Origin of the sequence: Pseudescherichia sp., from assembly GCF_031987975.1 — a bacterium.
GTDB lineage: Bacteria > Pseudomonadota > Gammaproteobacteria > Enterobacterales > Enterobacteriaceae > Pseudescherichia.
The window spans coordinates 313,118-337,108 of record NZ_DALZYX010000005.1 but is presented as its reverse complement, the minus strand read 5'-3'; the positions used below and the strand labels follow the sequence as shown (position 1 = coordinate 337,108).

Annotated in this window: 25 protein-coding genes; 18 read left to right on the top strand and 7 right to left on the bottom strand. The window is 53.2% G+C overall.

All coding sequences use genetic code 11. The annotated features are described in order from the left end of the window. The first annotated feature begins 6 nt into the window (after nucleotides 1–6). The 6 genes from RTN40_RS11360 to RTN40_RS11335 all read left to right on the top strand — a co-directional run bounded on the left by RTN40_RS11360 (nucleotide 7) and on the right by RTN40_RS11335 (nucleotide 4,679). Nucleotides 7–801: a metal-dependent hydrolase gene (locus RTN40_RS11360; protein ID WP_312228549.1), complete on the top strand. Its 795-nt coding sequence runs from the start codon at nucleotides 7–9 to the stop codon at nucleotides 799–801. A gap of 298 nt (nucleotides 802–1,099) precedes the next feature. Beyond that, complete coding sequence (ptsG, locus tag RTN40_RS11355) at nucleotides 1,100–2,533, top strand: PTS glucose transporter subunit IIBC (protein ID WP_312210807.1); 1,434 nt, start codon at nucleotides 1,100–1,102, stop codon at nucleotides 2,531–2,533. Nucleotides 2,534–2,688: 155 nt separating this feature from the next. Next, complete coding sequence (locus RTN40_RS11350) at nucleotides 2,689–3,792, top strand: NADH:flavin oxidoreductase/NADH oxidase (protein ID WP_312228548.1); 1,104 nt, start codon at nucleotides 2,689–2,691, stop codon at nucleotides 3,790–3,792. 161 nt (nucleotides 3,793–3,953) lie between these two features. Further along, nucleotides 3,954–4,106, top strand: a complete 153-nt coding sequence (locus tag RTN40_RS11345) for a DUF5431 family protein (RefSeq protein ID WP_312228547.1) — start codon at nucleotides 3,954–3,956, stop codon at nucleotides 4,104–4,106. Then, entirely contained in the window at nucleotides 4,051–4,170 is a 120-nt protein-coding gene (locus tag RTN40_RS11340; protein WP_255211695.1) for a type I toxin-antitoxin system Hok family toxin, read from the top strand. The genes RTN40_RS11345 and RTN40_RS11340 overlap by 56 nt, the downstream gene beginning before the upstream one ends. A gap of 194 nt (nucleotides 4,171–4,364) precedes the next feature. Continuing rightward, nucleotides 4,365–4,679 (top strand): antibiotic biosynthesis monooxygenase, encoded by a 315-nt coding sequence (locus RTN40_RS11335; RefSeq protein WP_312228546.1) that lies wholly within the window; start codon nucleotides 4,365–4,367, stop codon nucleotides 4,677–4,679. 28 nt (nucleotides 4,680–4,707) lie between these two features. Here RTN40_RS11335 and RTN40_RS11330 read toward each other — a convergent pair whose 3' ends face one another. From RTN40_RS11330 to RTN40_RS11315, 4 genes are all read right to left on the bottom strand, one after another. Further along, entirely contained in the window at nucleotides 4,708–5,238 is a 531-nt protein-coding gene (locus RTN40_RS11330; protein WP_312228545.1) for a rhodanese family protein, read from the bottom strand. 1 nt (nucleotide 5,239) lies between these two features. Then, the gene (locus RTN40_RS11325) at nucleotides 5,240–5,545 is read right to left on the bottom strand and encodes a metalloregulator ArsR/SmtB family transcription factor (RefSeq protein ID WP_312228544.1); all 306 of its coding nucleotides are present in this window, start codon (nucleotides 5,543–5,545) and stop codon (nucleotides 5,240–5,242) included. 123 nt (nucleotides 5,546–5,668) lie between these two features. Then, nucleotides 5,669–6,754 (bottom strand): MFS transporter, encoded by a 1,086-nt coding sequence (locus RTN40_RS11320; protein ID WP_312228543.1) that lies wholly within the window; start codon nucleotides 6,752–6,754, stop codon nucleotides 5,669–5,671. Nucleotides 6,755–6,879: 125 nt separating this feature from the next. Beyond that, nucleotides 6,880–8,853: a glycoside hydrolase family 3 N-terminal domain-containing protein gene (locus RTN40_RS11315; RefSeq protein WP_312228542.1), complete on the bottom strand. Its 1,974-nt coding sequence runs from the start codon at nucleotides 8,851–8,853 to the stop codon at nucleotides 6,880–6,882. 689 nt (nucleotides 8,854–9,542) lie between these two features. On the opposite strand from RTN40_RS11315, the gene RTN40_RS11310 reads away from it, so the two are divergent. From RTN40_RS11310 to RTN40_RS11295, 4 genes are all read left to right on the top strand, one after another. Beyond that, nucleotides 9,543–10,241 carry a thioredoxin family protein gene (locus tag RTN40_RS11310; protein ID WP_312228541.1) on the top strand — a complete coding sequence of 233 codons (699 nt, stop codon included), beginning with the start codon at nucleotides 9,543–9,545 and terminating at the stop codon, nucleotides 10,239–10,241. Continuing rightward, entirely contained in the window at nucleotides 10,177–10,932 is a 756-nt protein-coding gene (dsbG, locus tag RTN40_RS11305; RefSeq protein WP_312228540.1) for a thiol:disulfide interchange protein DsbG, read from the top strand. Before RTN40_RS11310 ends, dsbG begins: the two co-directional genes overlap by 65 nt. A gap of 125 nt (nucleotides 10,933–11,057) precedes the next feature. After that, the gene (locus tag RTN40_RS11300; RefSeq protein WP_312228539.1) at nucleotides 11,058–12,038 is read left to right on the top strand and encodes a helix-turn-helix domain-containing protein; all 981 of its coding nucleotides are present in this window, start codon (nucleotides 11,058–11,060) and stop codon (nucleotides 12,036–12,038) included. Between the two features lie 544 nt (nucleotides 12,039–12,582). Then, the gene (locus RTN40_RS11295) at nucleotides 12,583–12,738 is read left to right on the top strand and encodes a hypothetical protein (RefSeq protein WP_312228538.1); all 156 of its coding nucleotides are present in this window, start codon (nucleotides 12,583–12,585) and stop codon (nucleotides 12,736–12,738) included. 414 nt (nucleotides 12,739–13,152) lie between these two features. On the opposite strand, the gene fhuE is transcribed toward RTN40_RS11295, so the two are convergent. Beyond that, nucleotides 13,153–15,348: a ferric-rhodotorulic acid/ferric-coprogen receptor FhuE gene (gene fhuE, locus RTN40_RS11290; protein WP_312228537.1), complete on the bottom strand. Its 2,196-nt coding sequence runs from the start codon at nucleotides 15,346–15,348 to the stop codon at nucleotides 13,153–13,155. A 315-nt stretch (nucleotides 15,349–15,663) separates the two neighbouring features. Here fhuE and hinT point away from each other — a divergent pair, with 315 nt between their 5' ends. The 8 genes from hinT to RTN40_RS11250 all read left to right on the top strand — a co-directional run bounded on the left by hinT (nucleotide 15,664) and on the right by RTN40_RS11250 (nucleotide 21,753). Then, nucleotides 15,664–16,020, top strand: coding sequence for a purine nucleoside phosphoramidase (gene hinT, locus RTN40_RS11285; protein WP_042392832.1), 357 nt, complete (start codon nucleotides 15,664–15,666; stop codon nucleotides 16,018–16,020). A gap of 4 nt (nucleotides 16,021–16,024) precedes the next feature. After that, nucleotides 16,025–16,399 (top strand): YcfL family protein, encoded by a 375-nt coding sequence (locus RTN40_RS11280; RefSeq protein ID WP_312228536.1) that lies wholly within the window; start codon nucleotides 16,025–16,027, stop codon nucleotides 16,397–16,399. A gap of 13 nt (nucleotides 16,400–16,412) precedes the next feature. Continuing rightward, complete coding sequence (gene lpoB / locus RTN40_RS11275; RefSeq protein WP_312228614.1) at nucleotides 16,413–17,066, top strand: penicillin-binding protein activator LpoB; 654 nt, start codon at nucleotides 16,413–16,415, stop codon at nucleotides 17,064–17,066. Continuing rightward, nucleotides 17,047–17,868: a thiamine kinase gene (gene thiK / locus RTN40_RS11270; protein ID WP_312228535.1), complete on the top strand. Its 822-nt coding sequence runs from the start codon at nucleotides 17,047–17,049 to the stop codon at nucleotides 17,866–17,868. The genes lpoB and thiK overlap by 20 nt, the downstream gene beginning before the upstream one ends. An 11-nt stretch (nucleotides 17,869–17,879) precedes the next feature. Continuing rightward, a complete protein-coding gene (nagZ, locus tag RTN40_RS11265) occupies nucleotides 17,880–18,905 on the top strand; it encodes a beta-N-acetylhexosaminidase (protein ID WP_312228534.1) in 1,026 nt (341 codons plus the stop codon). Nucleotides 18,906–18,942: 37 nt separating this feature from the next. Then, the gene (gene ycfP / locus RTN40_RS11260) at nucleotides 18,943–19,485 is read left to right on the top strand and encodes an alpha/beta hydrolase YcfP (protein WP_312228533.1); all 543 of its coding nucleotides are present in this window, start codon (nucleotides 18,943–18,945) and stop codon (nucleotides 19,483–19,485) included. A gap of 234 nt (nucleotides 19,486–19,719) precedes the next feature. Continuing rightward, nucleotides 19,720–21,024, top strand: a complete 1,305-nt coding sequence (locus RTN40_RS11255) for an NAD(P)/FAD-dependent oxidoreductase (protein ID WP_312228532.1) — start codon at nucleotides 19,720–19,722, stop codon at nucleotides 21,022–21,024. Nucleotides 21,025–21,213: 189 nt separating this feature from the next. Further along, entirely contained in the window at nucleotides 21,214–21,753 is a 540-nt protein-coding gene (locus RTN40_RS11250; RefSeq protein ID WP_312228531.1) for a glycine zipper 2TM domain-containing protein, read from the top strand. A 408-nt stretch (nucleotides 21,754–22,161) separates the two neighbouring features. Here RTN40_RS11250 and RTN40_RS11245 read toward each other — a convergent pair whose 3' ends face one another. Then, nucleotides 22,162–22,797, bottom strand: coding sequence for a TetR/AcrR family transcriptional regulator (locus RTN40_RS11245; protein WP_312228530.1), 636 nt, complete (start codon nucleotides 22,795–22,797; stop codon nucleotides 22,162–22,164). A 124-nt stretch (nucleotides 22,798–22,921) separates the two neighbouring features. Next, nucleotides 22,922–23,887, bottom strand: a complete 966-nt coding sequence (locus tag RTN40_RS11240) for a L,D-transpeptidase family protein (protein WP_312228529.1) — start codon at nucleotides 23,885–23,887, stop codon at nucleotides 22,922–22,924. Nucleotides 23,888–23,991 lie beyond the last annotated feature (104 nt).

Below are 23,991 nucleotides of genomic sequence, written 5' to 3'. Positions count from 1 at the left end.
GACATTATGTTTTTAGTCGACTCCCACTGCCATCTTGATGGCCTTGATTACCAATCTCTGCATAAGAACGTGGACGACGTGCTCGCTAAAGCCGCCGCTCGCGACGTTAAGTTCTGCCTCGCCGTCGCCACCACGCTGCCGGGCTACCGCGCCATGCGTGAGCTGGTGGGCAATCGTGACAACGTTGCCTTCTCCTGCGGCGTGCATCCGCTGAACCAGGACGAGGCGTATGACGTCGAGGATCTGCGTATTCTGGCGGCAGAGGAGGGCGTGGTGGCGATGGGTGAAACCGGGTTGGATTACTTCTATACGCCGGAAACCAAACCCATCCAACAGGAGTCGTTCCGCAACCATATCCGCATTGGTCGCGAGCTGAATAAGCCGGTGATTGTCCATACCCGCGATGCCCGCGAAGACACGTTGGCGATTCTGGCCGAGGAAAAGGTGACGGATTGCGGTGGCGTACTACACTGTTTCACAGAAGACAGAGAAACGGCAGGTAAGCTGCTGGATATGGGCTTCTATATTTCGTTTTCTGGCATTGTTACGTTCCGTAACGCTGAACAGCTGCGCGACGCTGCACGCTACGTACCGCTGGACAGAATGCTGGTAGAGACGGACTCACCCTATCTGGCACCGGTGCCGCACCGGGGCAAAGAGAACCAGCCTGCAATGACCCGCGACGTGGCGGAGTACATGGCAGTGCTGAAGGGCGTATCGTTGGAAACGCTGGCGCAGCAGACCACGCAGAACTTCGCCACGCTGTTCCATATTGACCCCGCACGCCTGCAATCCCGCTGATAAGTCTGTTTTTTTAAAGCTCGTAATTAATTTGCAATGCGAGTAAAGTTCACCGCCGTAAACGGGGCGGTGAACGCCATTTTTCACGCGTCCTGGCACCTTTTTTGTAAATATGTGAAAGTTTTGCGGCGGCTGCGTTTTGAAACGTGATAGCGGTCAAACAAACTTGGGACGATTTATTTTACTCTGTGTAATAAATAAAGGGCACTTAGATGCTCTGACCAGGGCGCGGTTCTCCCCCCGCGCCAATGCGTGAAAACGTACAAAAAAGCACAAATACTCAGGAGCACTCTCAATTATGTTTAAGAATGCATTTGCTAACCTGCAAAAGGTCGGTAAATCACTGATGCTGCCCGTTTCCGTACTGCCCATTGCAGGTATCCTGCTTGGCGTCGGTTCGGCAAACTTTACCTGGCTACCAGAAGTGGTTTCCCACGTTATGGCAGAAGCGGGCGGTTCCGTTTTTGCTAACATGCCTCTGATTTTCGCTATCGGTGTTGCGCTTGGCTTTACCAATAACGACGGCGTGTCTGCGCTGGCTGCAGTGGTTGCCTATGGCATCATGGTGAAAACCATGGCCGTGGTTGCGCCGCTGGTGCTGCATCTGCCTGCGGAAGAGATCGCGGCGAAACACCTGGCGGATACCGGTGTTCTCGGCGGGATCATCGCGGGTGCGATTGCCGCCTACATGTTCAACCGCTTCTACCGCATCAAGCTTCCTGAGTATCTGGGCTTCTTCGCCGGTAAGCGTTTCGTGCCGATCATCTCTGGTCTGGCAGCGATCTTCATGGGCGTAATCCTCTCCTTCATTTGGCCACCGATCGGTACGGCTATCCAGACCTTCTCCCAGTGGGCTGCTTACCAGAACCCGGTTGTGGCGTTTGGTATCTACGGCTTCATTGAACGCTGCCTGGTACCGTTCGGTCTGCACCACATCTGGAACGTTCCTTTCCAGATGCAGATTGGTGAATACACCAACGCGGCAGGCCAGGTCTTCCACGGCGATATCCCGCGCTACATGGCAGGCGACCCGACCGCAGGTAAACTCTCCGGTGGCTTCCTGTTCAAAATGTACGGCCTGCCGGCTGCTGCGATTGCCATCTGGCACTCTGCAAAACCGGAAAACCGTGCCAAAGTGGGCGGTATCATGATCTCCGCCGCGCTGACCTCGTTCCTGACCGGTATCACCGAGCCGATCGAGTTCTCCTTCATGTTCGTTGCGCCGATCCTCTACGCAATCCATGCGGTGCTGGCAGGTCTGGCCTTCCCGATCTGTATCCTGCTGGGTATGCGTGACGGGACCTCCTTCTCACACGGTCTGATCGACTTCATCGTGCTGAGCGGTAACGGCAGCAAACTGTGGCTGTTCCCGATTGTTGGCCTGTGCTACGCGGCAATCTACTACACCGTGTTCCGCGTGCTGATCAAAGCGCTGGATCTGAAGACCCCGGGTCGTGAAGACGCAACCGAAGATTCTAAAGCTGGCGCAACCAGCGAGATGGCTCCGGCACTGGTCTCCGCCTTCGGTGGTAAAGAGAACATCACTAACCTCGACGCCTGTATTACTCGTCTGCGCGTGAGCGTGGCCGACGTGGCGAAGGTTGACCAGGCTGGCCTGAAGAAACTGGGTGCAGCGGGTGTGGTGGTTGCAGGTTCGGGCGTTCAGGCCATTTTCGGTACCAAATCCGATAACCTGAAAACCGAAATGGATGAGTACATCCGCAACAGCTAATTTGCAGTCTGGGGAGACTGAGGGAGCCGCAAGGCTCCCTTTTTTATTGCTTACCCTTTGGTAATTCATGCCCTTAAAGCGTAATCACTATGATAAGTAACGAATGGAGGCTAAGATTTTCATACCTGTCCAATGCTGAAACAGAGAGTATTTGTATGTCTAATCCCACGCTATTTACACCGCTACGCATCAGAAATCTGGAGATTGAAAACCGGATCGTCATCGCGCCTATGTGCCAGTATTCGGCTGAAGAGGGATGCATGACTGACTGGCACGCTATGCATCTGGGGCAGCTTGCGCAATCGGGTGCAGGTTTGCTTACCATTGAAGCGACAGCGGTCTCTCCTGAAGGACGCATCACTTTTGCTGACGTCGGTCTCTATGATGATAAAACTGAGGCTGCAATGGCCCGGGTTCTTGATTCCATACGTAAATGGTCGGATATGCCCATTGCGATCCAGCTGGCTCACGCAGGACGGAAAGCATCGACCTACAAACCGTGGGATAAACAGGGCCAGATACCGCCTGACCAGCAAAACGGCTGGCAAACGTTAGCGCCTTCCGCCGTTCCTTACAGCTCGGGCTATACGCCTCCTACCGCTCTGGACAGTGCCGGGCTAGACGAGATCCGCACCCAGTTTGCCAATGCCGCGAAACGCGCTGCCAAACTAAATATCGATCTGATTCAAATTCACGCCGCGCATGGCTATCTGCTGCATCAGTTCCTGTCGCCGCTATCAAACCAGCGTACTGATGAATACGGCGGCTCGCTGGAGAACCGCGCCAGATTCCCGCTGGAAATTTTTGACGTGGTTCGTGAAGCCTTCCCGGCAGAAAAAGCGATCAGCGTGCGCATTTCAGCGACCGACTGGGTTGAGGGCGGATTCGATATTGCCGAGGCTGTGGAGTTTGCCAAAATGCTTGAGGCACGCGGTGTCGATGTAATCCATGTATCCAGCGGTGGTCTTCACCCCGATCAAAAAATCGATGTCTATCCAGGGTATCAGGTCCCGCTAGCAAGAGCGGTAAAATCCGCTGTAAGCATTCCTGTTGTTGCGGTGGGATTAATCACCGAACCACAACACGCCGAGGCAATCGTCTCGAGCGGCGATGCAGATATTATCGGGATTGCACGCACGGCGCTGTACGATCCGCGTTGGCCATGGCATGCCGCTGCGACGCTTGGCGCCCAGGTGCGGGCAGCCAGCCAGTACCTGCGTTGCCAGCCGCATACGCTCAAAAATCTCTTTAAGTCCTGACCCTGCGAGGCTCGCCGCAACAGGCAGAGAACAGAAGTAGTAGAATAGCCATGGCGCTTGAGGCTTTTTGCCTCATGCAGTCGGTAGAGATGTTGGTTTGCGGAGAGGTAAAAAGCAGAAAGCCCCGTAGTTAATTTTCATTAATCCACGAGGCCACCTGTATGCCTAGACAACATCAGAGTAGCCGTTTACCCGCCGCAAGGCAAGGAGAAGAAGGCTATGAAGCTGCCACGGAACGCTCTCATCTGGTGCCTATTAATCGTGTGTTTAACACTGTTGATATTCACCTGGCTGACGCGAAAATCACTGTGTGAAATTCGCTACAGAGACGGGAGCAGGGAGGTGGCTGCTTCAATGGCTTACGAATCCGGTAAGTAGCCACCTGGGGCGGGGCAACCCCGCCTTTTCAGGACTGGTGTTGCCGGGCATATGCGTATCACGAGCGCCTTTATAAGGGTTGCTGGCTCAGGCCAGTGGCCCTTTTCTATAAGGGTGGAAAGCCATTGATTATGCTTCTCTTTTTGACTTCATTAATGATAGTGTAATACGCTAACGTTAAGAGGAGATAAATCATGATCGTCCGTACATGGCACGGCTGCGTTCCACTGAAACACGCTGAAGGCTTTGCAGAACATCTCAATAAAACGGGCGTCGAACACTCAAAAAGCGTACCGGGAAATCGTGGGGCGTTTGTTCGCAGAGAGACGCAAGGCGACTGGGAGCATTATTTCCTCGCTACCTATTGGGATGATTTATCGGCGGTGAAAGCATTTGCAGGGGAGGATTATCATGTGGCTGTGACTTACCCGGATGACGAGCAGTTTGAGTTGCTCTCCGATCCCTATGTTTTCCAGCATACGGTAGCTACGGTGTCGCCGCTTGAATAAATTGAAATGTTATCTGCCAGGGTTGCGTCTATTTTTTCTGAATATTCCACGGCATGACTGCCAATAATTTCGCCATTCCACACCAGCCCGTTGCGCCAGCAAATATCAGGCCGGCCCCTACCAATCCGGGTATAATATAAAAGGTTGAAGCTAGCGTTGCCCCAGCGAGTGTTCCCCCGAGAACCAATGCGCCAGCAGTCATCTGTACCTGTCGCATTAAAGGTAAGGGCTGAAAGCGATCGGTAGTGACAGGATAACCAGCTGCCTTCCAGGCATTTAATCCTCCTTGCATAATCAGTGCCTTAGCCGGGTAAACCGATGCGATAAGCTTTTCTGCAGATTTTTCTGTCCGCATACCACTCTGGCAGTGAAATATCACCGTATCAATTTGGCTCAGTGATCTATCACTTAAACAACCCGGTTTTATATCTTCAAGAGGCAGAGAGTGAGCGTCAGAGATATGTTCCCGACGCCATTCATCATGCCCTCTGATATCGATGATAACATGGCTATCAGATAGCGAATTGACTTCAGCTGGCGTCACAAAAATAGCCGACATATTACTCTCCCGAACAGTAGATGTTTTTTAGTGTTTTTACCACGTCCAAAACTGCTTCGTTCTTTATGTGGTAGCGTATAAATTTGGCCTCTCGCACCCCTTCAATCAGCCCTTCAGATTTCATTCGTGATAAATGCTGAGAGGCTGCAGATGCGCTAAGACCGCTTATCCTGCTTAATTCCCCAGCTTCTGTCCCGGGTTTTTCAATCAGCACACATAAAATGAGTAAGCGCTGGGGATGGCTTAATGTTTTAAGCAAAGCGGCAGCTCGCTCTGCTTGAATTTGCAATTCGGTTAAGTCAGTCATACTACTCATTTTAGGGTTTTCTAAATTTAGATTTTCCTAAACTGATAAAGGTATGTCAAGCTGCTTAAGAAGCATTCAAGCTATGTCTGAAAAGCACCGCTAACTACGCTGTGCAACCCGTTTCTAAGCTAATGGGACTCTCTTTTTTTCGTACTGCATGCGTGCCACTCGCTTATTGTAAAAGGCCAGTCCGGCAAGCGGAACCATCAGAAACAAGGCCCAGGGCAGGAGCAGAACATTCATTTTCTCCCAGCCAAATGTGCTAAGAATCTTTCCCGCGGCAAGTGAGCAAAGCAGTGTAAACACAAAAATACTCATGTCATTGATAGCCTGGGCAAATCCTTTTTCAGCCAGTGCAAACGATGTCGCCAGGAGGCTGGTCCCGCCAATATAAAGAAAATTCCAGCCCAGCCCCACGAGAAAAAGTGCGCCTGCAAACTGGATAAAGCCTGTGCCCGATACCGCCAGCAGAATATACAGAACCAGCGCACCTGCGCCTGACATCATGACGGTAATGATACCAAACCGCTCAATCAGTCGGCCTGTAAAAAAGGAGGGAAGAAACATACCCAGAACGTGGATCTGGATAACCGTGGCGCTCTGAGTCAGAGAGTAGTGATGATGCTTCATGGCCAGCGGGGTGGCCGTCATTGCCAGGACCATTATTCCAAATGCAGATGCGGCAGAGAACAGTGCCACAACATATGCCGGCTGGGTAATGACCTTCAGCCAGTGACGAGAACTGGACTCACTGGCCCCGTATGTTTCCGCTGCCGGCATCTGCAGACGACTCAGTAATGCCAGCCCTGACAGTGCCATTATACCCATTAGCAAAAAAGAACCCAGGAAAGGGACAGAAAACAGATGACTTCCCGCATTTGCCAGTAAGGGACCTATCAGTGCTGCCACGATCCCTCCGGCCATGACGAGTGAAATAGCTCGGGTACGGTACGATTTCTTCGCCGCCTCGCCTGCGGCAAAGCGATAAAACTGAGCAAAAGCCTGATAGATACCGACCATAAACGTGGCCACACATAACAGCGTGAAAGAATGAATGCTCAGGGCAATGACGGCAAGGATGCTGGCGACTACGCCCGCGCTCGCGCCAGTGCAGAATCCTCTCTTACTGCCAGCCCGACTCATCCATATAGATGCAGGAAATGTAGCCAGCACAGTACCCAGACTGACAGCAGCAATCGGCAGGGTCACAAGTGCCGGTCAGTATAAGGAGGCTTGAACCCTGGCGTGAGAAGCCCGCTAGCCAATAAACAATGAAATCGGGTCAAACCGTCCTTTATTAACTCGAAGGTATTGTATTTGCCTGAATACGTCTCTTAGCGGGAAAGCCCAAAGCCTAATGCATACAAAGGCGCTTGCAAATCATTTGGCACAGACGGATCCTGTTTGTTCACCGCATCTGTTGAAGCAGGCAAAGCAAAGGGCAGTCGGCCTGAATAAGGTGCATCCGACGTCAGGCGTGAAAATAGCACTTCATCACTCAGACCAAAGTTAGCAATAAACGCCTGAGTTTTATCAGTTACGTTTGCCAGTATGGCGGGTCTCTCCATATACATCGTCATTACCACTGGCACTTTATGCGAGACGTTGTTAAGAACATTCATGACTTCACTATCCGCTTTATACTCCAGTGAGCCTTCGTGATGGCGACGACCGAAAAAGTAATTGTAATGGGGCTGTTCAAAAGGTGCTGATGTGCGCATTACCGCTACCTGTGCATCTTCAGGACGATCAACCACTGTCAATCCCGCTTTTTTTGCCTCTGTTGCTTCGGCACCATAAAGCCAGACACGGGTACCCGGTTGGAGCGGAAGGATATGCTTGTTCTGCAGCAGGACAAGGGAGTGCATCTGCGCTTGATTGGCTTCTTTCTGAGTTTCCTCACGACCAACAATCTCTTCAGCATGCGGAGCATTCACATAGGGCTGTTCAAACAGGCCCAGCTCAAATTTTTGGATTAGGATACGTTTAGCGGATTCATCGACACGGTTTTCCGTTATGAGTCCCTTTTTAACGGCCCCCGTAATGATATCTGAATCTGTGACGCCGCCGAACTGATCGATACCCGCATGTATAGCCTTAACGAACCGCTGCTCTTTAGTTAACGATTCAACACCCCACGGCATGCCGCCGGTTACCGGTTTTTTGCCCTCTGGTGCGCCGTTAATACATTCATCATCACAGTCGTTAGTAATTAACCAGTCACTGATAATAACGCCTTTGAAATTGTACCGATCTCTTAACAAATCAGTTAAAAGAAAATGGCTGTATCCGGCCGCTACCGGCTCTGGGGATTTGCCCTTCCAGACCACGCCTTTTAGCACTGAATAGGTAGGCATAACGGCTGCAACTTGAGATTCAAAAGCGCCTTTAAAAGGAACGATATGCTGCTCAAGATTATTCGTTTTGAAAACGACATTTTTACCATACGCATTATGACCATCCAAACCGTTCTCGGCGGCGCCATAACCCACCCAGTGTTTGACCACGGCCGCCACCCCGTGCGGGTTCAGTCCTTGACTACCGTTCTGCATACCGGTGATATAACCCCGTACCAGTTTTTTGGCTAACTCAGGATCTTCACCGAAGGTTCCGCTAATGCGCGCCCAGCGCGGTTCAGTAGCGATATCGGCCTGGGGCGAGAGAGCTTCGGTGATCCCTACTGCACGGTATTCCTGACCAATTCTGCTGGCAAACTGCCTGGCGAGACGCTCGCTACCGGCAGCGCCAATCCCAATAGGTTCAGGCCACTGGCTAAATTTACCTGCTGGATTACTGATACCAGCGAGTGCCTGGTAAGAATTTCGCGGGTCGGTACTGACAGTCACAGGAATACCCAAGCGGGCGCTTTCAGCAATTTCCTGTAAGTGATTGTTCTGTTCAGCAAGACGGCGGGGTTCCTTACCGCCGAGACGCGTAAGAATGCTATTGATATGGGCATCAACGATCATTTTCCTGGCGGCACTCAAGTCGTAGAGATCACCATTGCCAAAATTATTTCCGCTTACCGGTCCCGTGCCATGCATCATAAGCCCGGCTTTTTCTTGAAGCGTCATTCGCCGTGTTAAATCTTCTGCTCGTTGCGCAGGAGACAAACGCCAGTCTTCATACTGATTAAGCTTTCCATCACGATTAAGATCTTTGAACTGATAGCCATCCTGCGACAATATTGGGGCACTGGTATGACCGAGTTCAGGCTGAATGATCTCTTGCGCATTCGCTGCTAACGCCAATGGCGTACATAACACCGCTAATAGTTTATATCTGATGAAAAGTTTGTCGTTTTGCATATACCCTGCACACATAATTTTAAGTGAAAATGATGGCCATTCGGCTGCGGTTACTACCTTATATCGAAAAGATTCTGCATTTATTTCGGAGGCTGAAACAATTCACAAAAGTTGGGTTTGTGATTGTAATCACTTTTTGAAAGGTATAATAACAATATTGACCCGATATTAACGATTTTTGGCCCGGATATTTATTACTATTTTTATTGGGTATTTTAATAAGACATTGAATTGCCTTAATCCATAAGCGGGTATTTGACATATGACAGCATAACGAGACTAAAAAAACGGCTCTCTGGTTACAGACCAAAAGCCGTATGATGATTACCGCTTATTGCCGCTTCAATCGCTAATTCTTTAAGACTGTTCGTTAATTGGAACTTAATTCAACTGCACAATTATCCGGCAAACCTGCTATTCACATTTCGCGAGAAAGCCTAAGGCGGCCGGGGAGCGTGGCATTTAGCCCGCGGGTAAAAGCGCCTCTGAATGGGGGATGAAGCAGAAACTTTGTTTTATAAGAACTGGCCTGATAACGATTCCTTTACAAATTGCCGCTTGCCCAAATACGCGTCGCTCTCTATTCTCATTGCCCATGAACATCCTGACGTATCCGACTCAACATCCCGTGGCTGTCTATCAGTATTGTGCCCGGCGTGGCGCGCTGGTTGCCTAAGCCTGGGCCGTGGATGGGAAAACTACGCCTTGCGCTGGTTCTCCTGATGCTGGGATCCTGTCTCTGGCTCATGTCGCTACTGGTTAAAGAGTGGGGGGCACGTTATGTGCTTATCGGCGGGGGAATCATGGTAGCCCTTTTTCTTTACCGATGCGCCGTATCCATGCCCCAGCACAAAGAAAATTTGCGGACGCTGGTTTTTGGCGTCCTGTTTGGTGCGGGATTGTATGCCTTTCTTGCGCCTCATCCGCAAGCAGAGAAAAGTTCTCTTCTTAACTGGCGGCCTCTTAGCCAGGCTGCGCTTAGTGAGGCGCTGGAAGCCAAAAAGAGCGTGCTTGTAGATATTACCGCTGACTGGTGCCTGAACTGCCGGGTTAATGAGGTGCCGGTATTGCATCGCCCTGAGGTGGTTGCTGCGTTAAACCGGGATGATATTGTGCTGTTGCAGGGAAACTGGAGCAAGCCGTCCGCTGAGATTGAGCAATTCCTGAGCCGCTACGGTGCCAGTGGTATTCCATTTAATGCCATTTTTGGCCCTTCAACGCCCCAGGGACATGTCCTCCCGTCACTTCTGAGTAAAGATGAGCTGCTGACCGCGCTGACAAAGGCATATTTGGCGACTTCACCTGCGTTTATTAAGGAAAAAAATGAAAAAGATTTTATCCCTGTTAACCCTGTTTGTGAGCTGCGCGACTCAGGCCCAATCCTCTGAATTACCCGAGGCTATTAAGCAAATAGAAAAGCAGGGTGTTGAAATTATTAAACCGTTCAGCGCCCCCGGGGGGGTTGAGGGGTGGTTAGGTAAGTATCAGGACATGGGAGTAACGCTTTACCTTACCCCTGATAAGAAACACGTTATTTCGGGATATATGTATGATGCGCAGGGAAATAACCTGAGCGAAAAAGTCATTAACGATGAGGTTTATGTCCCGGCCGGGCGCGAAATGTGGAAGACGCTTACTGCAGCGCAGGGGATCGTAGAAGGCAGTAAGGAGGCTAAATGTCAGGTAGTCGTGTTTGCAGATCCCTTCTGCCCCTACTGCAATAAGTTTTGGCACCAGGCCCAGCCTTTTATCAAGAATAAAAGTATCAGCACGAAAACGTTGCTGGTGGGTGTGATCCGTCCCGACAGCGGTCAGTATGCAGCGGCGATCCTCTCCGCCCAGCATCCAGAAAAAGTCTGGTATGACCTTGAAAGTTCTGACGGAAAAAATAAACCTGAACTGAAAGGGAGCACTGCGCCTGCCATATTTAAGCAGATTCAGCATAATCAGCAGCTTATGGAGAGTTTAGGGGCCAGTGGTACACCCGCTATTTACTACCTCAATAAGGATCGTGCCTTACAACAAATCCTCGGCTTGCCTAATGCTGAGCAAATGGCTAACCTGGTTGCCTGTAAATAAAATCCTCGGCCATTCGCAAGAATGGCCTTAATAGATACACGATATTGTTGCGCCGTAGGTTCTGGTAACAATTTCCACGAGCTTCAGCTCTATCATTATATTGGTTTTTCATCTGAGAGGTTTATGTGCCTGCGGTTCGCATTGTAGTGCTGGCTTATGAAGGCGTCAGCTTGTTTCAGCTTTCCGTGCCTGCAGTCGCCTTTGGCGTTGTAAACAAGCCTACTGGCTTTCCGGCCTACGATGTGCAGTATTGTGCGCAGTCCCCAGGGCTAATCATTAGCGATCAAGGGCTGCCTATTACTGTTTCATCTGGCCTTGAGGCGATGCAGGGTGCTGACATTATTATCGTTCCCGCCTGGAAAGATCCTGAAGAGGAAGTGCCTCACGACATCACTGACGCGCTTAAAGCAGCAGACGCAGAGGGTAAGCTGATCGTCGGTTTTTGCCTCGGGGCGTTTGTACTTGGCGCCGCCGGGTTGCTTGCCGGACGAGAGGCAACGACTCACTGGGTAGCTCGCGATATTTTTGCACGCCGTTTTCCTGACGCGAAGTTCCGTCCAGACGTTCTATATGTAACGGATGGAAATATTGTCACTTCCGCAGGCACCGTTGCGGCATTTGATTGCTGTCTTGAAATGATCCGACAACAGCATGGTTCTGATATGGCTAACCGGATAGCCAGGCAACTGGTCACCCCACCACACCGACAGGGGGGACAGGCGCAATATATCGAGCAACCGGTTCCGCAATTGTCCTGTGTCGGTCGTCTGGTGGAAGTGCTTGAGTGGGCCAGGGAGCATTTATCCGAACCTATAACTCTCGATATGCTGGCGAGCGTAGCAAAAATGAGTCGCCGCACGTTTACTCGTCGTTTTCGGGACACGACTGGCACAACCGTCACGAAATGGCTAAATGCCGAACGGGTTGCGCGGGCACAGCAGCTACTGGAAATTACCGAACTGCCGGTAGAGTGCATCGCTTCAGAAGTAGGTTTCGGCACTCCCATGTCGTTACGCCTGCAATTTACGGCTCATCTTGGCACCTCGCCTTCAGAATACCGGCGCACCTTCTGCCAGATGCGTAATCCATCGCCCGATCGAGAATGAGCAATTGGCCCAATAGTTTCTGATATTGTCATTCAGGTCAATTGTGCACTGTCGTTACTATCGCCAAAGGTGATAAACCGACCAATATGCATATTGTACATACCGTGCATCTTGAGTTCTCCGAGGAAGCACAACCAGAACAGAAGCAGAATGCTCAAAGTTTGCTCGAAAAGGCGGATAAGGCCTGCATGATAGGTAACCTTATAAAAAGAGTCCGGGGTTAAAATTACTATTACAGACAAAATAACAGCCTAAATATACAAGGTAGGTAAAGTTCGCTACAGAGACCGGAGCGAGCAGGGGCATCACTTATTAATACCTTTTAGACTGTAGACGCATTTATTGCTGCTCGTAATACAGGTTAATATATGTAAGGCAGGCATTGGCGTAATTGCCAGCTCACGCTAGCGCTCACTCGAATAGCGAATTTTGTATCGGAATTTACTGGAAAATCGTTTTCATAAAACGTTGAATAAACACCATATTAGGTAGTTGTCGCACTATAAACGAAGGGGTTACTATTGCCCTTGTTGTAGGAGGGCAAGTGAAAGAAATAATAATTTTTATGGTTTTATTTGTGCTGGCAATGGCTGTAGGGGTAATCGGAGATTACTTTGCCATCAACCGTTTTATTAAGTATGCCTTGATGATCGTTGCGATTATTTTCGGGCAGAAATTAATGCGAAAAGGGTGTAATTAAGCCAGCAGGTCAAAAATAGTGTTAATTTAGTAAAGGAGATTGATTATGCGTAATTTAACAGAAAAAGAATATGCCTGGATCAGCGGCGCTGGGGAGAATGGCAGCAGTTTAGGTGTATCCAAGGAGACGCTTGGCGGAGCCATTGGTGGAGCAATCGGTGGAACGTACGGTGGTATACCGGGCGCAGCGGTTGGCACGATAGTTGGAGCGGCGATCGCTAATGGTACGCGTGGTACCGGCACCGTTGGATCTACGGGTATACCGTACGGCGCATCAAACGGAGGCGGTGTGATGTGGGGTCCCAGCGCTGGCCCGAGTGCAGGTTCCAGCGCCGGTGCCGGAAACTAATAAAACGTCTCTGCACGAGCAGGTAAAAAAGGGAGCCTTTCGGCTCCCTCAGTCGTTCAGGCGCTATCAGAAACTGTAGTTAGCGCTGACGGAGAAGTTACGCGGCTCGCCATAGACAACAGTGCGGCTGTCGATGTCGGTCTCGTAGGATTTGTCGAACAGGTTGTCGACGTTCGCCTGCAGGGAGAACGCTTTGGTGACCTGGTAACGGGCAAACAGGTCCACCAGGGCGTAGCTGCCCTGTTCAGCGCGCAGGGTGCCGTCTGCGACAGCAACGTTAGACCAGACGCGGTTCTGCCAGTTGACGCCGCCGCCAACGGTCAGATCCTGAATGGCTGGCAGGCGGTAGCTGGTAAACATCTTCACGCTGGTACGCGGCAGGTTCGGGTTAACCGCGTCGCCTTCACCGTCGTTCGCTACGTAGCGGGTAGCGCCAAAGGTCATCTGCCAGTTATCTGTCAGCGCACCGTTGATCTCAAACTCAACGCCTTTGCTCACTGTGCCATCCGCTTCGCGATAGGCGGTCTCGCCGTTGCTGCCAGGAATGACCAGACCGGTAGACTGGGCCAGGTGATCCTGCTCAATGCGGAACACCGCAAGAGAGGTGGTCAGACGGCTGTTCATCCAGTCGGCCTTCACGCCAGCTTCATAGTTGTTACCGGTGATCGGTGACAGGTACTTACGCTGTGCGTCGCGCTCGGTCTGCGGCTTGAAGATCGAGGTATAGCTGGCGTAGGTAGACCAGCTGTCGTTGATATCAAACACCACCCCTGCGTAAGGAGAGGTGTTGTTCTTCTCCATCTGCTGGTTCAGCGTATCCAGGTTGTACTTGGTATAGCGCGCACCGAGGATCACGTGCAGCGGATCGGCCAGGGAGATACGGGTCGCTGCGTAAACGGATTTCTGGTGGACGGTGTCATCCTGGGCCAGGCTCAGCGGGTTCCAGTTGGTCTGCGGGAAGTTGCCGTTGTAGTCGGCGTAGTTACCCAGCTGAGTATCGCCGATGTTCTCCCATGAGCTGTAATAGATGTTGTTCTGGCGCGAGTAGTTCGTACCGATCATCAGCTCGTGCTGACGGCCAAACAGATCGTAAGAGCCGTTAGCGAAGGTATCGATAGCGTCTACTTTACGCTTGCCGGTGTTGTAGCCGGTGCCGCCCACGTAAGGGTAGGATGCGCCATACGGGCTAACCATCAAGCCGGTAGTGCGGTCAACCTGGCCATCCAGATAGAGCTGCTTGCTGTCCAGCTCCTGTTCGGTATGGGTACCGTTGACGGTCAGCTGCCAGTTGTCGCCCAGCTTCTGCTTCAGGGTCGCGAAGGTACGCTCGGACTTTTTATCGACATAGGCCCACTCCGGCGCGGTACTGAAGCTGCGGTCCGGGTTGACGCGGCCGCCATCGGTATACCAGCGCGGAATGCCGCCCCAGGTTGGGCTGTTAGAGTTGGTCTCCTGATAGTCATAGCCGACGGAGAAGGTGGTCGCGTCGGTCAGATCAACATCCAGCACGCCGTAAAAGAATTTTTTCTCCTGGCTGTAGCGGTCCAGCCAGCTGTCATTGTGCTGGTAGCCCGATACCATGCGGCCACGGATGCGACCGTCGTCGGTCAGCGGAGTAGAGAGGTCAGCCACGTAGCGCTGTTTGTTCCAGCTGCCGTACTCGGCGGAGACGTTGCCGACAAATTCACGGCTGTCGGCGTGCTTGCGCACCATGTTAATGGCGGCCGAGGGGTTACCGGAGCCGGTGGTCAGGCCGTTGGCACCGCGAACCACTTCAATACGTTCATAGAGGGCGGTATCGGAGAGGGCGTCGCCCATATTCCAGCGGGTCTCAAACAGGGTCGGAATACCGTCGACCATAAAGTTATCGATCTCAAAACCGCGGGAGTAAAAGTTGGTGCGCTCAGAGTCCGTCGCGCTTTGGGTAATACCGGTGGTGTTTTTCAGCACGTCGCCGAGGGACTCCAGCTTCTGATCCTGCATGCGCTGTTTGCTGATGATGCTCACGGACTGCGGGATATCACGCGGAACCAGCAGCATTTTGGTGCCGGAGGTGGTGGTTTTAACGCTGTAGTCCTGGCTCTCTTCATCGGCATAGCTGCTGGCGGCGGAGCCATCAACGATAACAGTATCGCCGCTGGTGGCGTCCGGCGTGGCGGCAAAGCCTGTAGCTGGCGCAAGTGCAAAGGCAATACAGACTGCCAGCAGTGACGGAGCGGCGGCAGGACATTGTCCATCCCTGGCGTGAACGGTGAAAGACATGGTGAACCCTTTTCGCAAGTTTAATTGTGCGCTCTGATCGATACGTTGCCGATGCCGAGCATGCTGTGTTTGTTCTCATGGTGCAATTGCGCATGAAAATGCAAATGCGAAATATACGCATTCATCTTAGCGCTGTAAACAGATGTAATATTTATTAAGTAAATTAGCGGAACGCCACTAACGGTGAAAAATCAGGCGTAACGGCGGCGCTTAATCCTAATGCGTGAAGAAAAGCGGCGTAATAGTTGAAACATCAGGAGATTCTCGATCATACTCTCTTGTTGAGTCCCGCAGTTATTCATTAAGGAAGACGTCATGGCCGAAGAAACGATTTTCAGTAAAATTATCCGCCGCGAAATTCCGTCGGATATCGTCTGGCAGGATGAGCTGGTCACGGCATTCCGTGATATCTCGCCGCAAGCGCCGACGCATATCCTCATTGTGCCTAACCTGCTGATCCCAACGCTAAACGACGTCTCCGAGGCGCATGAACAGGCGCTGGGGCGTATGCTCACCGTGGCCGCGAAGCTCGCAGCGCAGGAGGGGATTGCCGAAGATGGCTACCGGGTGATCATGAACTGCAACCGCCACGGCGGCCAGGAGGTGTACCATATCCACCTGCATCTGCTGGGTGGCCGTGCACTGGGTCCGATGCTGACACATAAAGGTTAAGCCAATGCTGAGAGGAGGCATAGCCGCGCTGCTGGCGCTGGCTGTATTGACCGGCTGTAGCTCACGTCCGGCGATCCCGGTGAGCGACGATCAAACGCTGGTAATGGAAGCAACCGTGCTGGCGGCAGGCATAAGCGCAGAAAAACCGGTGCTAAATAACGCTGAGATCCAGCCCTCCGCGTCCTCAACGCTCTATAACGAACGGGGCGAAACCGCCACCGTAAACTACCGTTTTTTCTGGTATGACGCCAGAGGTCTCGAGATGCATCCGCTGGAAGCGCCCCGGCGCATCACTATTCCTGCGTATTCATCGGTAACGCTCTACGGCAGCGCCAACTATCTGGGCGCACGTAAGGTGAGACTCTATCTCTATCTGTAAGGGGTGAATCTTGATTAATAAATTGGGTCGGTATGCGCTACTCACGACCGTAGCGATGATCCTTTCGGGATGTATTATGCGGGGCGAGCAGCAGCCAGCGCCGGTAGAAGAAGCCAAACCGCAGCCGCAGCAGCCGGTTGAGCAGCCACAGCCGCAGCCGGTTCCTGAAGTGCCCTCCGTGCCGACGGTTCCCGCTCAGCCGGGTCCTATTGAGCACCAGGATGAAACCGCGCAGCCTGCACCGCGTGAACGTCATTTTGACTGGAGTGGCGCGGTCTCACCAATGGTCAGCAAGATGCTACAGGCTAGCGGAGCGGGTGGCGGTAGCGTGCTGCTGGTTGATAGCGTTAATAACCGTACCAACGGCTCGTTAAATACCGCTGAAGCCACGGAGGTACTCCGCGGTGCGCTGGCTAACAACGGGAAGTTTACGCTGGTCTCTGCCCAGCAGCTCTCCATGGCCAAGCAGCAGCTGGGCCTGTCGCCGCAGGACAGCCTCGGTACACGCAGTAAAGCGATCGGTATCGCTCGCAACGTTGGGGCGCAGTATGTGCTCTACACCAGCGCCTCCGGCAACGTCAATTCCCCCGCGCTACAGATGCAGCTGATGCTGGTGCAGACGGGCGAGATCGTCTGGTCAGGTAAAGGTGCGGTTCAGCAACAGTAATCCTGAGCGTGACGAGATCCTGTCACGCTTTTTCCCCCACGCGGCGCTCGTCGCCAGCCCGGAACATAACGGGCTGAGCGGCGGGAGCTGCGTTATTGCCCACGGTCGGCAGCGCCTGGTGCTGCGCCAGCAGCACACGGCCACCACGCCAGCACCCTTTCTCCGTCAGTACCGCGCCCTGAAGCGGCTTCCGCTGAGCCTTGCGCCGCGGCCTCGGTGGCTTGGCCAGGGCTGGATGGCCGTGGACTATCTTGCGGGAGAGGTCAAAACCACGCTCCCGGATCCTCATCCTCTTGCTGAGTTGCTGTATCATCTGCACCAGCAGCCCCGTTTTGGCTGGCGCATTACCCTGCTGCCGTTGCTGGAGCGCTACTGGCAGACGTGCGATCCCGGACGCCGTGCGCCACGCTGGCTGGCATGGTTAAAGCGCCTGAGACGTGAGGGCGAGCCGGGCGTTATCAGACTGGCACCGTTACATATGGACGTGCATGCAGGTAATCTGGTGCACACCGCTTCGGGCCTGCGGCTGATCGACTGGGAGTATGCTGGCGATGGTGATATCGCCCTTGAGCTGGCTTCGGTCTGGACAGCGGATGAGGCCGAGCGCCAGCGCCTTGTTTGTACCTACGCCCGGATGGCAAACATAGAGTATGTGCTGCTGGCGCGACAGGTGCAGCGCTGGCGGCCCTGGGTGCTGATGCTGATGGCAGGTTGGTACGAGTGCCGCTGGCAGCAGACCGGGGAGCAACAATTTATTATGTTGGCAAATGAAACATGGTGTCAGCTAGAGACAAAAGGATAAGAGAGGTCATTGTGGGTCCGGTAATGTTAGATGTGGCAGGCTATGAGCTGGATGCGGAGGAGCGCGAGATTCTGGCGCATCCGCTGGTGGGGGGCCTAATCCTCTTTACCCGAAATTATCACGATCCGGCGCAGCTGCGCGAGCTGGTGCGGCAGATCCGTGCCGCCTCGCACCATCGGTTGGTGGTGGCGGTGGATCAGGAGGGGGGCCGGGTGCAGCGTTTTCGCGACGGCTTTACGCGTCTGCCTGCGGCCCAGTCGTTTGCCGCACTGCTCGGTATGGAAGAGGGTGGCGATCTGGCTGAGAAAGCGGGCTGGCTGATGGCCTGCGAGATGATCGCCATGGATATTGATATCAGCTTTGCCCCGGTGCTGGACGTTGGTCACATCAGCGCCGCTATCGGCGAGCGCTCATACCATGCCGATCCGCACAAGGCGCTGGCGATCGCCACCCGCGTGATAGACGGGATGCACCGGGCGGGCATGAAGGCCACCGGCAAGCATTTCCCGGGCCACGGGGCGGTAACGGCGGACTCCCATAAAGAGACGCCGCGCGATCCGCGTCCGGAGGGGCTGATCCGCGAGCACGATATGGCGATCTTTAGCTCGCTGATCCGCGACGGCAAGCTGGACGCGATTATGCCCGCGCACGTCATCTATAGCGAGGTGGATTCGCGCCCGGCCAGCGGCTCTCCTCACTGGTTGAAAACGGTGCTGCGCGGCGAGCTGGGTTTTGACGGCGTGATCTTCTCTGACGATCTCTCCATGGAGGGGGCGGCGATCATGGGCAGCTATGCCGAACGCGCCCAGGCCTCGCTGGATGCCGGCTGCGATATGATTCTGGTCTGCAATAATCGTCAGGGCGCGGTGAGCGTGCTGGATAACCTGTCGCCGATCAATGCAGAGCGTGTTACAGAGTTGTATCATAGAGGTTCGTTTACGCGTCAGGAGCTGGTTGCATCCGCCGAATGGAAAGCGGTAAGCAGCAAACTGGAACAGCTCCAGGCCCGCTGGCTGGAGTGGTCAGCGGCCCATTAACCCTCCCTGAAAGGGAGAGAGCACAGGGTGAGGACAGATGATCATCTACTTACACGGTTTTGATTCAAACAGTCCGGGCAATCACGAAAAGGTGCTGCAGCTGCAGTTTATCGATCCCGACGTACGCCTGCTGAGCTACAGCACGCGCCATCCGAAGCACGATATGCAGCATCTGCTGAAAGAGGTCGATAAGATGCTACAGCTCAACGTCGATGAGCGACCGCTGATTTGTGGCGTAGGTCTGGGCGGATACTGGGCCGAGCGGATCGGTTTTCTCTGCGACATCCGGCAGGTGATTTTTAATCCTAATCTCTTTCCGCAAGAGAATATGGAGGGCAAAATCGACAGGCCGGAGGAGTACACGGATATCGCTACCAAGTGCGTGACTAACTTCCGTGAGAAGAACCGCGACCGCTGCCTGGCGATCCTCTCCCGCCACGATGAGGCGTTAAACAGCCAGCGTACCGCCGAGGTACTGCACAGCTTTTATGAGATTGTCTGGGATGAAGAGCAGACGCATAAGTTTAAGAATATCTCCCCTCATCTGCAGCGCATCAAGGCCTTTAAAACCCTTGGCTAAACCCCTCTCTTATAAACCAGCCATTTTAATGGCTGGTTTTTTTTCGCCCTTCGGCTGAAACCTGGTTATCTTTTATGCATCAAAACTTGATATATATCAATTTTGGTATGACCAATGCACCGTTCATGTTATTCTCAGGGTGTATTTGAAAATTTGTGTCGCTAACTTGTTGTTAATTAAAAGCTATTTACATAACTTTTAGTTAACAATTGGTTAATATTTTAGGGGGTCGTGTTGACTACACCATTGAAAAAGATTGTGATTGTTGGCGGTGGAGCTGGCGGACTGGAGCTGGCAACCCAGCTGGGTAAGAAGCTGGGCCGGGGTAAAAAAGCCAAAATTACCCTCGTCGATCGCAACCACAGCCACCTGTGGAAGCCGCTGCTGCATGAAGTCGCCACCGGCTCGCTGGATGAGGGCGTGGACGCGCTGAGCTACCTGGCACACGCGCGCAATCACGATTTCCAGTTCCAGCTTGGCTCGGTGGTGGATATCAACCGCGAAGGCAAAACCATCACCCTGGCGGAGCTGCGGGATGAGAAAGGTGAGCTGCTGGTGCCTGAGCGCAAGCTGCCCTATGACACGCTGGTGATGGCGCTGGGGAGCACCTCCAACGACTTCAACACGCCGGGCGTGAAAGAGCACTGCATTTTCCTCGATAACCCGCATCAGGCGCGCCGTTTCCATCAGGAGATGCTGAACCTGTTCCTGAAATACTCTGCTAACCTGGGTGCCAGCGGCAAGGTCAACATTGCTATCGTTGGCGGCGGTGCGACCGGCGTAGAGCTGTCGGCCGAGCTGCACAACGCGGTGAAGCAGCTGCACAGTTACGGCTATAAGGGTCTCACCAACGAGGCGCTGAACGTGACGCTGGTAGAGGCGGGCGAACGTATTCTGCCTGCGCTGCCGCCGCGTATCTCCGGGGCGGCTCATAGCGAGCTGACCAAGATGGGCGTGCGCGTGTTGACTCAGACCATGGTTACCAGCGCAGACGAGGGCGGCCTGCACACTAAAGAGGGCGAATATATCCAGGCGGACCTGATGGTATGGGCGGCGGGGATCAAAGCGCCTGATTTTATGAAAGAGATTGGCGGCCTTGAGACTAACCGTATCAATCAGCTGGTGGTGGAGCCAACGCTGCAGACGACTCGCGATGCGGATATCTACGCCATTGGTGACTGCGCCTCCTGCGCCCGTCCGGAAGGGGGCTTCGTACCGCCGCGCGCTCAGGCTGCGCACCAGATGGCCACCTGCGCGCTGCACAACATTCTCGCGCAGATCAAAGGCAAATCGCTGAAGGCCTACGTCTATAAAGACCACGGCTCGCTGGTATCGCTGTCTAACTTCTCTACCGTGGGTAGCCTGATGGGTAACCTGATGCGTGGTTCGATGATGGTCGAGGGGCGTCTGGCACGCTTCGTCTACATCTCGCTCTATCGTATGCACCAGGTCGCCCTGCACGGCTACTTCAAGACCGGTCTGATGATGCTGGTTGGCAGCATCAACCGCGTGATCCGTCCGCGCCTGAAGCTGCACTAAGTTCGCTGCCCCGTTTCCCGACGGGGCATGTAGCATATCCTTCTGTTGATTTCTCTCAGGTGGCTCGGATTTCTCTGAATCACCTCGTTTTGCCACATAACTCCCCGTAATTTACCGCCTTTCTGATTGGCTTCTGTCGTCGCTGATTGCAGAATTATGACTATCAGAGCCAACCAGGGGGACTATTCAATGAATAAATCCATGTTAGCGGGTATCGGTATTGGTGTGGCCGCTGCACTGGGCGTTGCTGCGGTGGCGGGCTTAGACGTTTTCAATCGCGGCCCTCAGTATGCACAGGTGGTTTCTGCTACACCCATCAAGGAGACGGTGAAAACGCCGCGCAAAGAGTGCCGCAACGTGACGGTGACCCATCGTCGTCCGGTCCAGGATGAGAACCGTCTAACCGGTTCAGTGCTGGGTGCGGTTGCGGGCGGGGTGATTGGCCACCAGTTCGGCGGCGGGCGCGGTAAAGATGTCGCTACGGTCGTTGGGGCGCTGGGCGGCGGCTACGCCGGTAACCAGGTGCAAGGGGCCATGCAGGAGCGTGATACTTATACCAGTACCCAGCAGCGCTGCAAAACCGTTTACGACAAATCGGAAAAGATGCTCGGCTATGACGTGACCTACAAAATTGGCGATCAGCAGGGAAAAATTCGTATGGAGAACGATCCCGGCACCCAGATCCCGTTGGACAGTAACGGGCAGCTGGTTTTGAATAACAAAGCATAAAAAAGCAGTACCCCCGATTTGGCTCCTCATTCGCTCAGGCTGGGGAGCCTTTTTTATAAGCATAAAAAAGCCCTGCTTACGCAAGGCTTTTATTATCGCTCAGTATCAAATCATACTCTGCTGGCGGATCAGCAAACATCCCGTAATCAGCACAGAGATGAAAGCAAACAGGATCGAACCACCACATACTACCCAGAGACTAAATAACAATGTTATTACTATTAACACTTTGAATAAAGGTAATAGCAAAATCATGATCGTTATCCTTCCGCATGTGAATAGCCGTAAAACGTTCCTGAAAAACCTGCTAATCATTAGCAGGAGAATAATCACTTATTAAGCGTAGCAGAGGGTAAGACAAAAGTGTGAGAAAGATTTGGCCTATCGTTAAAATAGGCCAAGGCAAAATCAGGATTTGATGAGTTCTGGCCAGAGAGCAAGCGTCGTACGGGTAATTTGCAGCAGTTTCTCCTGCGATGCGCCTTCACGGGCGCTGACCGACATCCCCTGGATCACGCAGTTAAGAAATTGCGCCACCGAACGTAGCGAAGTCGTGTCAGGGATTTCACCGCGCTGCTGGCGCTGCTCGAGAAAGCGCAGCAGTGCCGCCTCCTGCATAGCATGGCGCGATTTGAGCGTCTGGGCAATCTCATTTGACGATGCCGCCAGCGCCGCTGAAGTACTGATCAAGAAGCAGCCTGAAGGTGTCTCTTTGCTGGTAAAGCAGTTAGCGACGGCAGTAAAGTAGTCCAGCAGCGCCTGTTCAACGCGCTTCTCATCGCAAAACAGCTCCGCCTGATACTTAGTCGCAAACTGCGAAATATAGCGGTCAAGAACGGCACGGAACAGCCCCTCTTTATTGGTGAACTCCGCGTAAAGGGTCGGCGCTTTCGCGCCCGTAGCCTCGACAAGATGGGACAGCGACGTGGCCTCGTAGCCATGCTGCCAGAAGAGGGTCATGGCTTTATCAAGCGCCGCTTCCCTGTCGAAAACTTTTGGTCGGCCACGGCTTTTTTTTGTGCAGCTGCTGACGTCGGTGGTCATAGTGGCTCCTCACCTGATGTTTAATTATTGAGCAATCATTATAAAAATAATTGCTCCCGAAGGCCAGCAGGGAATGGTTAAAAATAATTATGTTATATCCTAATGATTTTTAACGCTTTAACACCTACAGCGATTGCACGGCTGCCGCCTCATGCTGCGTGACGTCCACCGGCATGCCCGAGCGCACCGCCATGACCTCATCCATCAGCGGGGCATTAGTCTCGGCAGCGGATTTAAAGGTTTCCATGCTCGCGTTGAGTACCAGCGGCTGCGTTTTCGGATCGTCATTGATGGATTTAGAGAGCGGCTGATGAACCTCAACCAACCGCGTGCCATCCGGCTCCACCGACGCTTTTACCGGTGTGTTGATGATGTTCACTGGCGTCCCGGCGGTGACCTGGCGGAACAGCGTCGCAATGTCATTATCACGCAGGCGAATACAGCCCGAGCTGACGCGCATCCCAATGCCAAAATCGGCGTTGGTGCCATGAATCAGGTAGACGCCACCGTGAGCAGCCAGGCGGATCGCATGGTGGCCCATCGGATTATTTGGCCCGGCGGGCACCACGGCAGGGAGATCGATACCCTGCGCCTTGTAGCGCGCACGAATATTGGCTGTCGGGGTCCAGGTCGGGTTGGCGCGTTTATCGGATACCCGGGTTACCATTGTTGGCGTCAGGGTATCACCCCCCAGTTGGCCTATGCCTATGGGGTAGATCGTGACCTCGTTTCTGCCCGGCGGGTACCAGTAGAGGCGCAGCTCAGAGAGGTTAATAACGATCCCCTGACGAGGGGCATCCGGCAGCAACGTCTGGAGCGGGATGGTCAGGACGCTACCAGCGCGAGGCACATAGGGATCAACGCCGGGATTAGCCTGCAACAGTGCTAAAAAGCCGACGTTATACTTCTTCGCGATAGCCTCCAGCGAGCCGCCGTCGTTTTCAACGAGATGAAAACGGTTTTCGCCTACCAGGCGGCTGCCGTTAGCAGGAAGCGGCCAGGTATTGGCCTGAGCGGGGAGGGCAAAGAGGGCCGTCCCCGCAAGAGCCAGCAGCATGAGCCAGCGAGCGATGCGCATCTGTTTTATCATAAGACCACCGTGCTTTCAGGTTATTGTTATTTAATAGCAAATAGGAAGTATGGACGGAAGGTGTGTCTGGATGTTTCGTGAAATGCAAGGATTTGTAAAGAATA

Excerpts from the sequence above, each read along its gene's own strand:
- RTN40_RS11315 (WP_312228542.1), bottom strand. The coding sequence starts at position 8,853 with ATGCAAAACGACAAACTTTTCATCAGATATAAACTATTAGCGGTGTTA.
- RTN40_RS11240 (WP_312228529.1), bottom strand. The coding sequence starts at position 23,887 with ATGATAAAACAGATGCGCATCGCTCGCTGGCTCATGCTGCTGGCTCTT.
- RTN40_RS11345 (WP_312228547.1), top strand. The coding sequence starts at position 3,954 with ATGCCTAGACAACATCAGAGTAGCCGTTTACCCGCCGCAAGGCAAGGA.
- RTN40_RS11350 (WP_312228548.1), top strand. The coding sequence starts at position 2,689 with ATGTCTAATCCCACGCTATTTACACCGCTACGCATCAGAAATCTGGAG.
- ycfP (WP_312228533.1), top strand. The coding sequence starts at position 18,943 with ATGATCATCTACTTACACGGTTTTGATTCAAACAGTCCGGGCAATCAC.
- RTN40_RS11330 (WP_312228545.1), bottom strand. The coding sequence starts at position 5,238 with ATGTCGGCTATTTTTGTGACGCCAGCTGAAGTCAATTCGCTATCTGAT.
- ptsG (WP_312210807.1), top strand. The coding sequence starts at position 1,100 with ATGTTTAAGAATGCATTTGCTAACCTGCAAAAGGTCGGTAAATCACTG.
- RTN40_RS11250 (WP_312228531.1), top strand. The coding sequence starts at position 21,214 with ATGAATAAATCCATGTTAGCGGGTATCGGTATTGGTGTGGCCGCTGCA.
- RTN40_RS11335 (WP_312228546.1), top strand. The coding sequence starts at position 4,365 with ATGATCGTCCGTACATGGCACGGCTGCGTTCCACTGAAACACGCTGAA.
- dsbG (WP_312228540.1), top strand. The coding sequence starts at position 10,177 with ATGAAAAAGATTTTATCCCTGTTAACCCTGTTTGTGAGCTGCGCGACT.
- fhuE (WP_312228537.1), bottom strand. The coding sequence starts at position 15,348 with ATGTCTTTCACCGTTCACGCCAGGGATGGACAATGTCCTGCCGCCGCT.
- RTN40_RS11360 (WP_312228549.1), top strand. The coding sequence starts at position 7 with ATGTTTTTAGTCGACTCCCACTGCCATCTTGATGGCCTTGATTACCAA.
- RTN40_RS11245 (WP_312228530.1), bottom strand. The coding sequence starts at position 22,797 with ATGACCACCGACGTCAGCAGCTGCACAAAAAAAAGCCGTGGCCGACCA.
- RTN40_RS11280 (WP_312228536.1), top strand. The coding sequence starts at position 16,025 with ATGCTGAGAGGAGGCATAGCCGCGCTGCTGGCGCTGGCTGTATTGACC.
- RTN40_RS11325 (WP_312228544.1), bottom strand. The coding sequence starts at position 5,545 with ATGACTGACTTAACCGAATTGCAAATTCAAGCAGAGCGAGCTGCCGCT.
- RTN40_RS11310 (WP_312228541.1), top strand. The coding sequence starts at position 9,543 with ATGGGAAAACTACGCCTTGCGCTGGTTCTCCTGATGCTGGGATCCTGT.
- hinT (WP_042392832.1), top strand. The coding sequence starts at position 15,664 with ATGGCCGAAGAAACGATTTTCAGTAAAATTATCCGCCGCGAAATTCCG.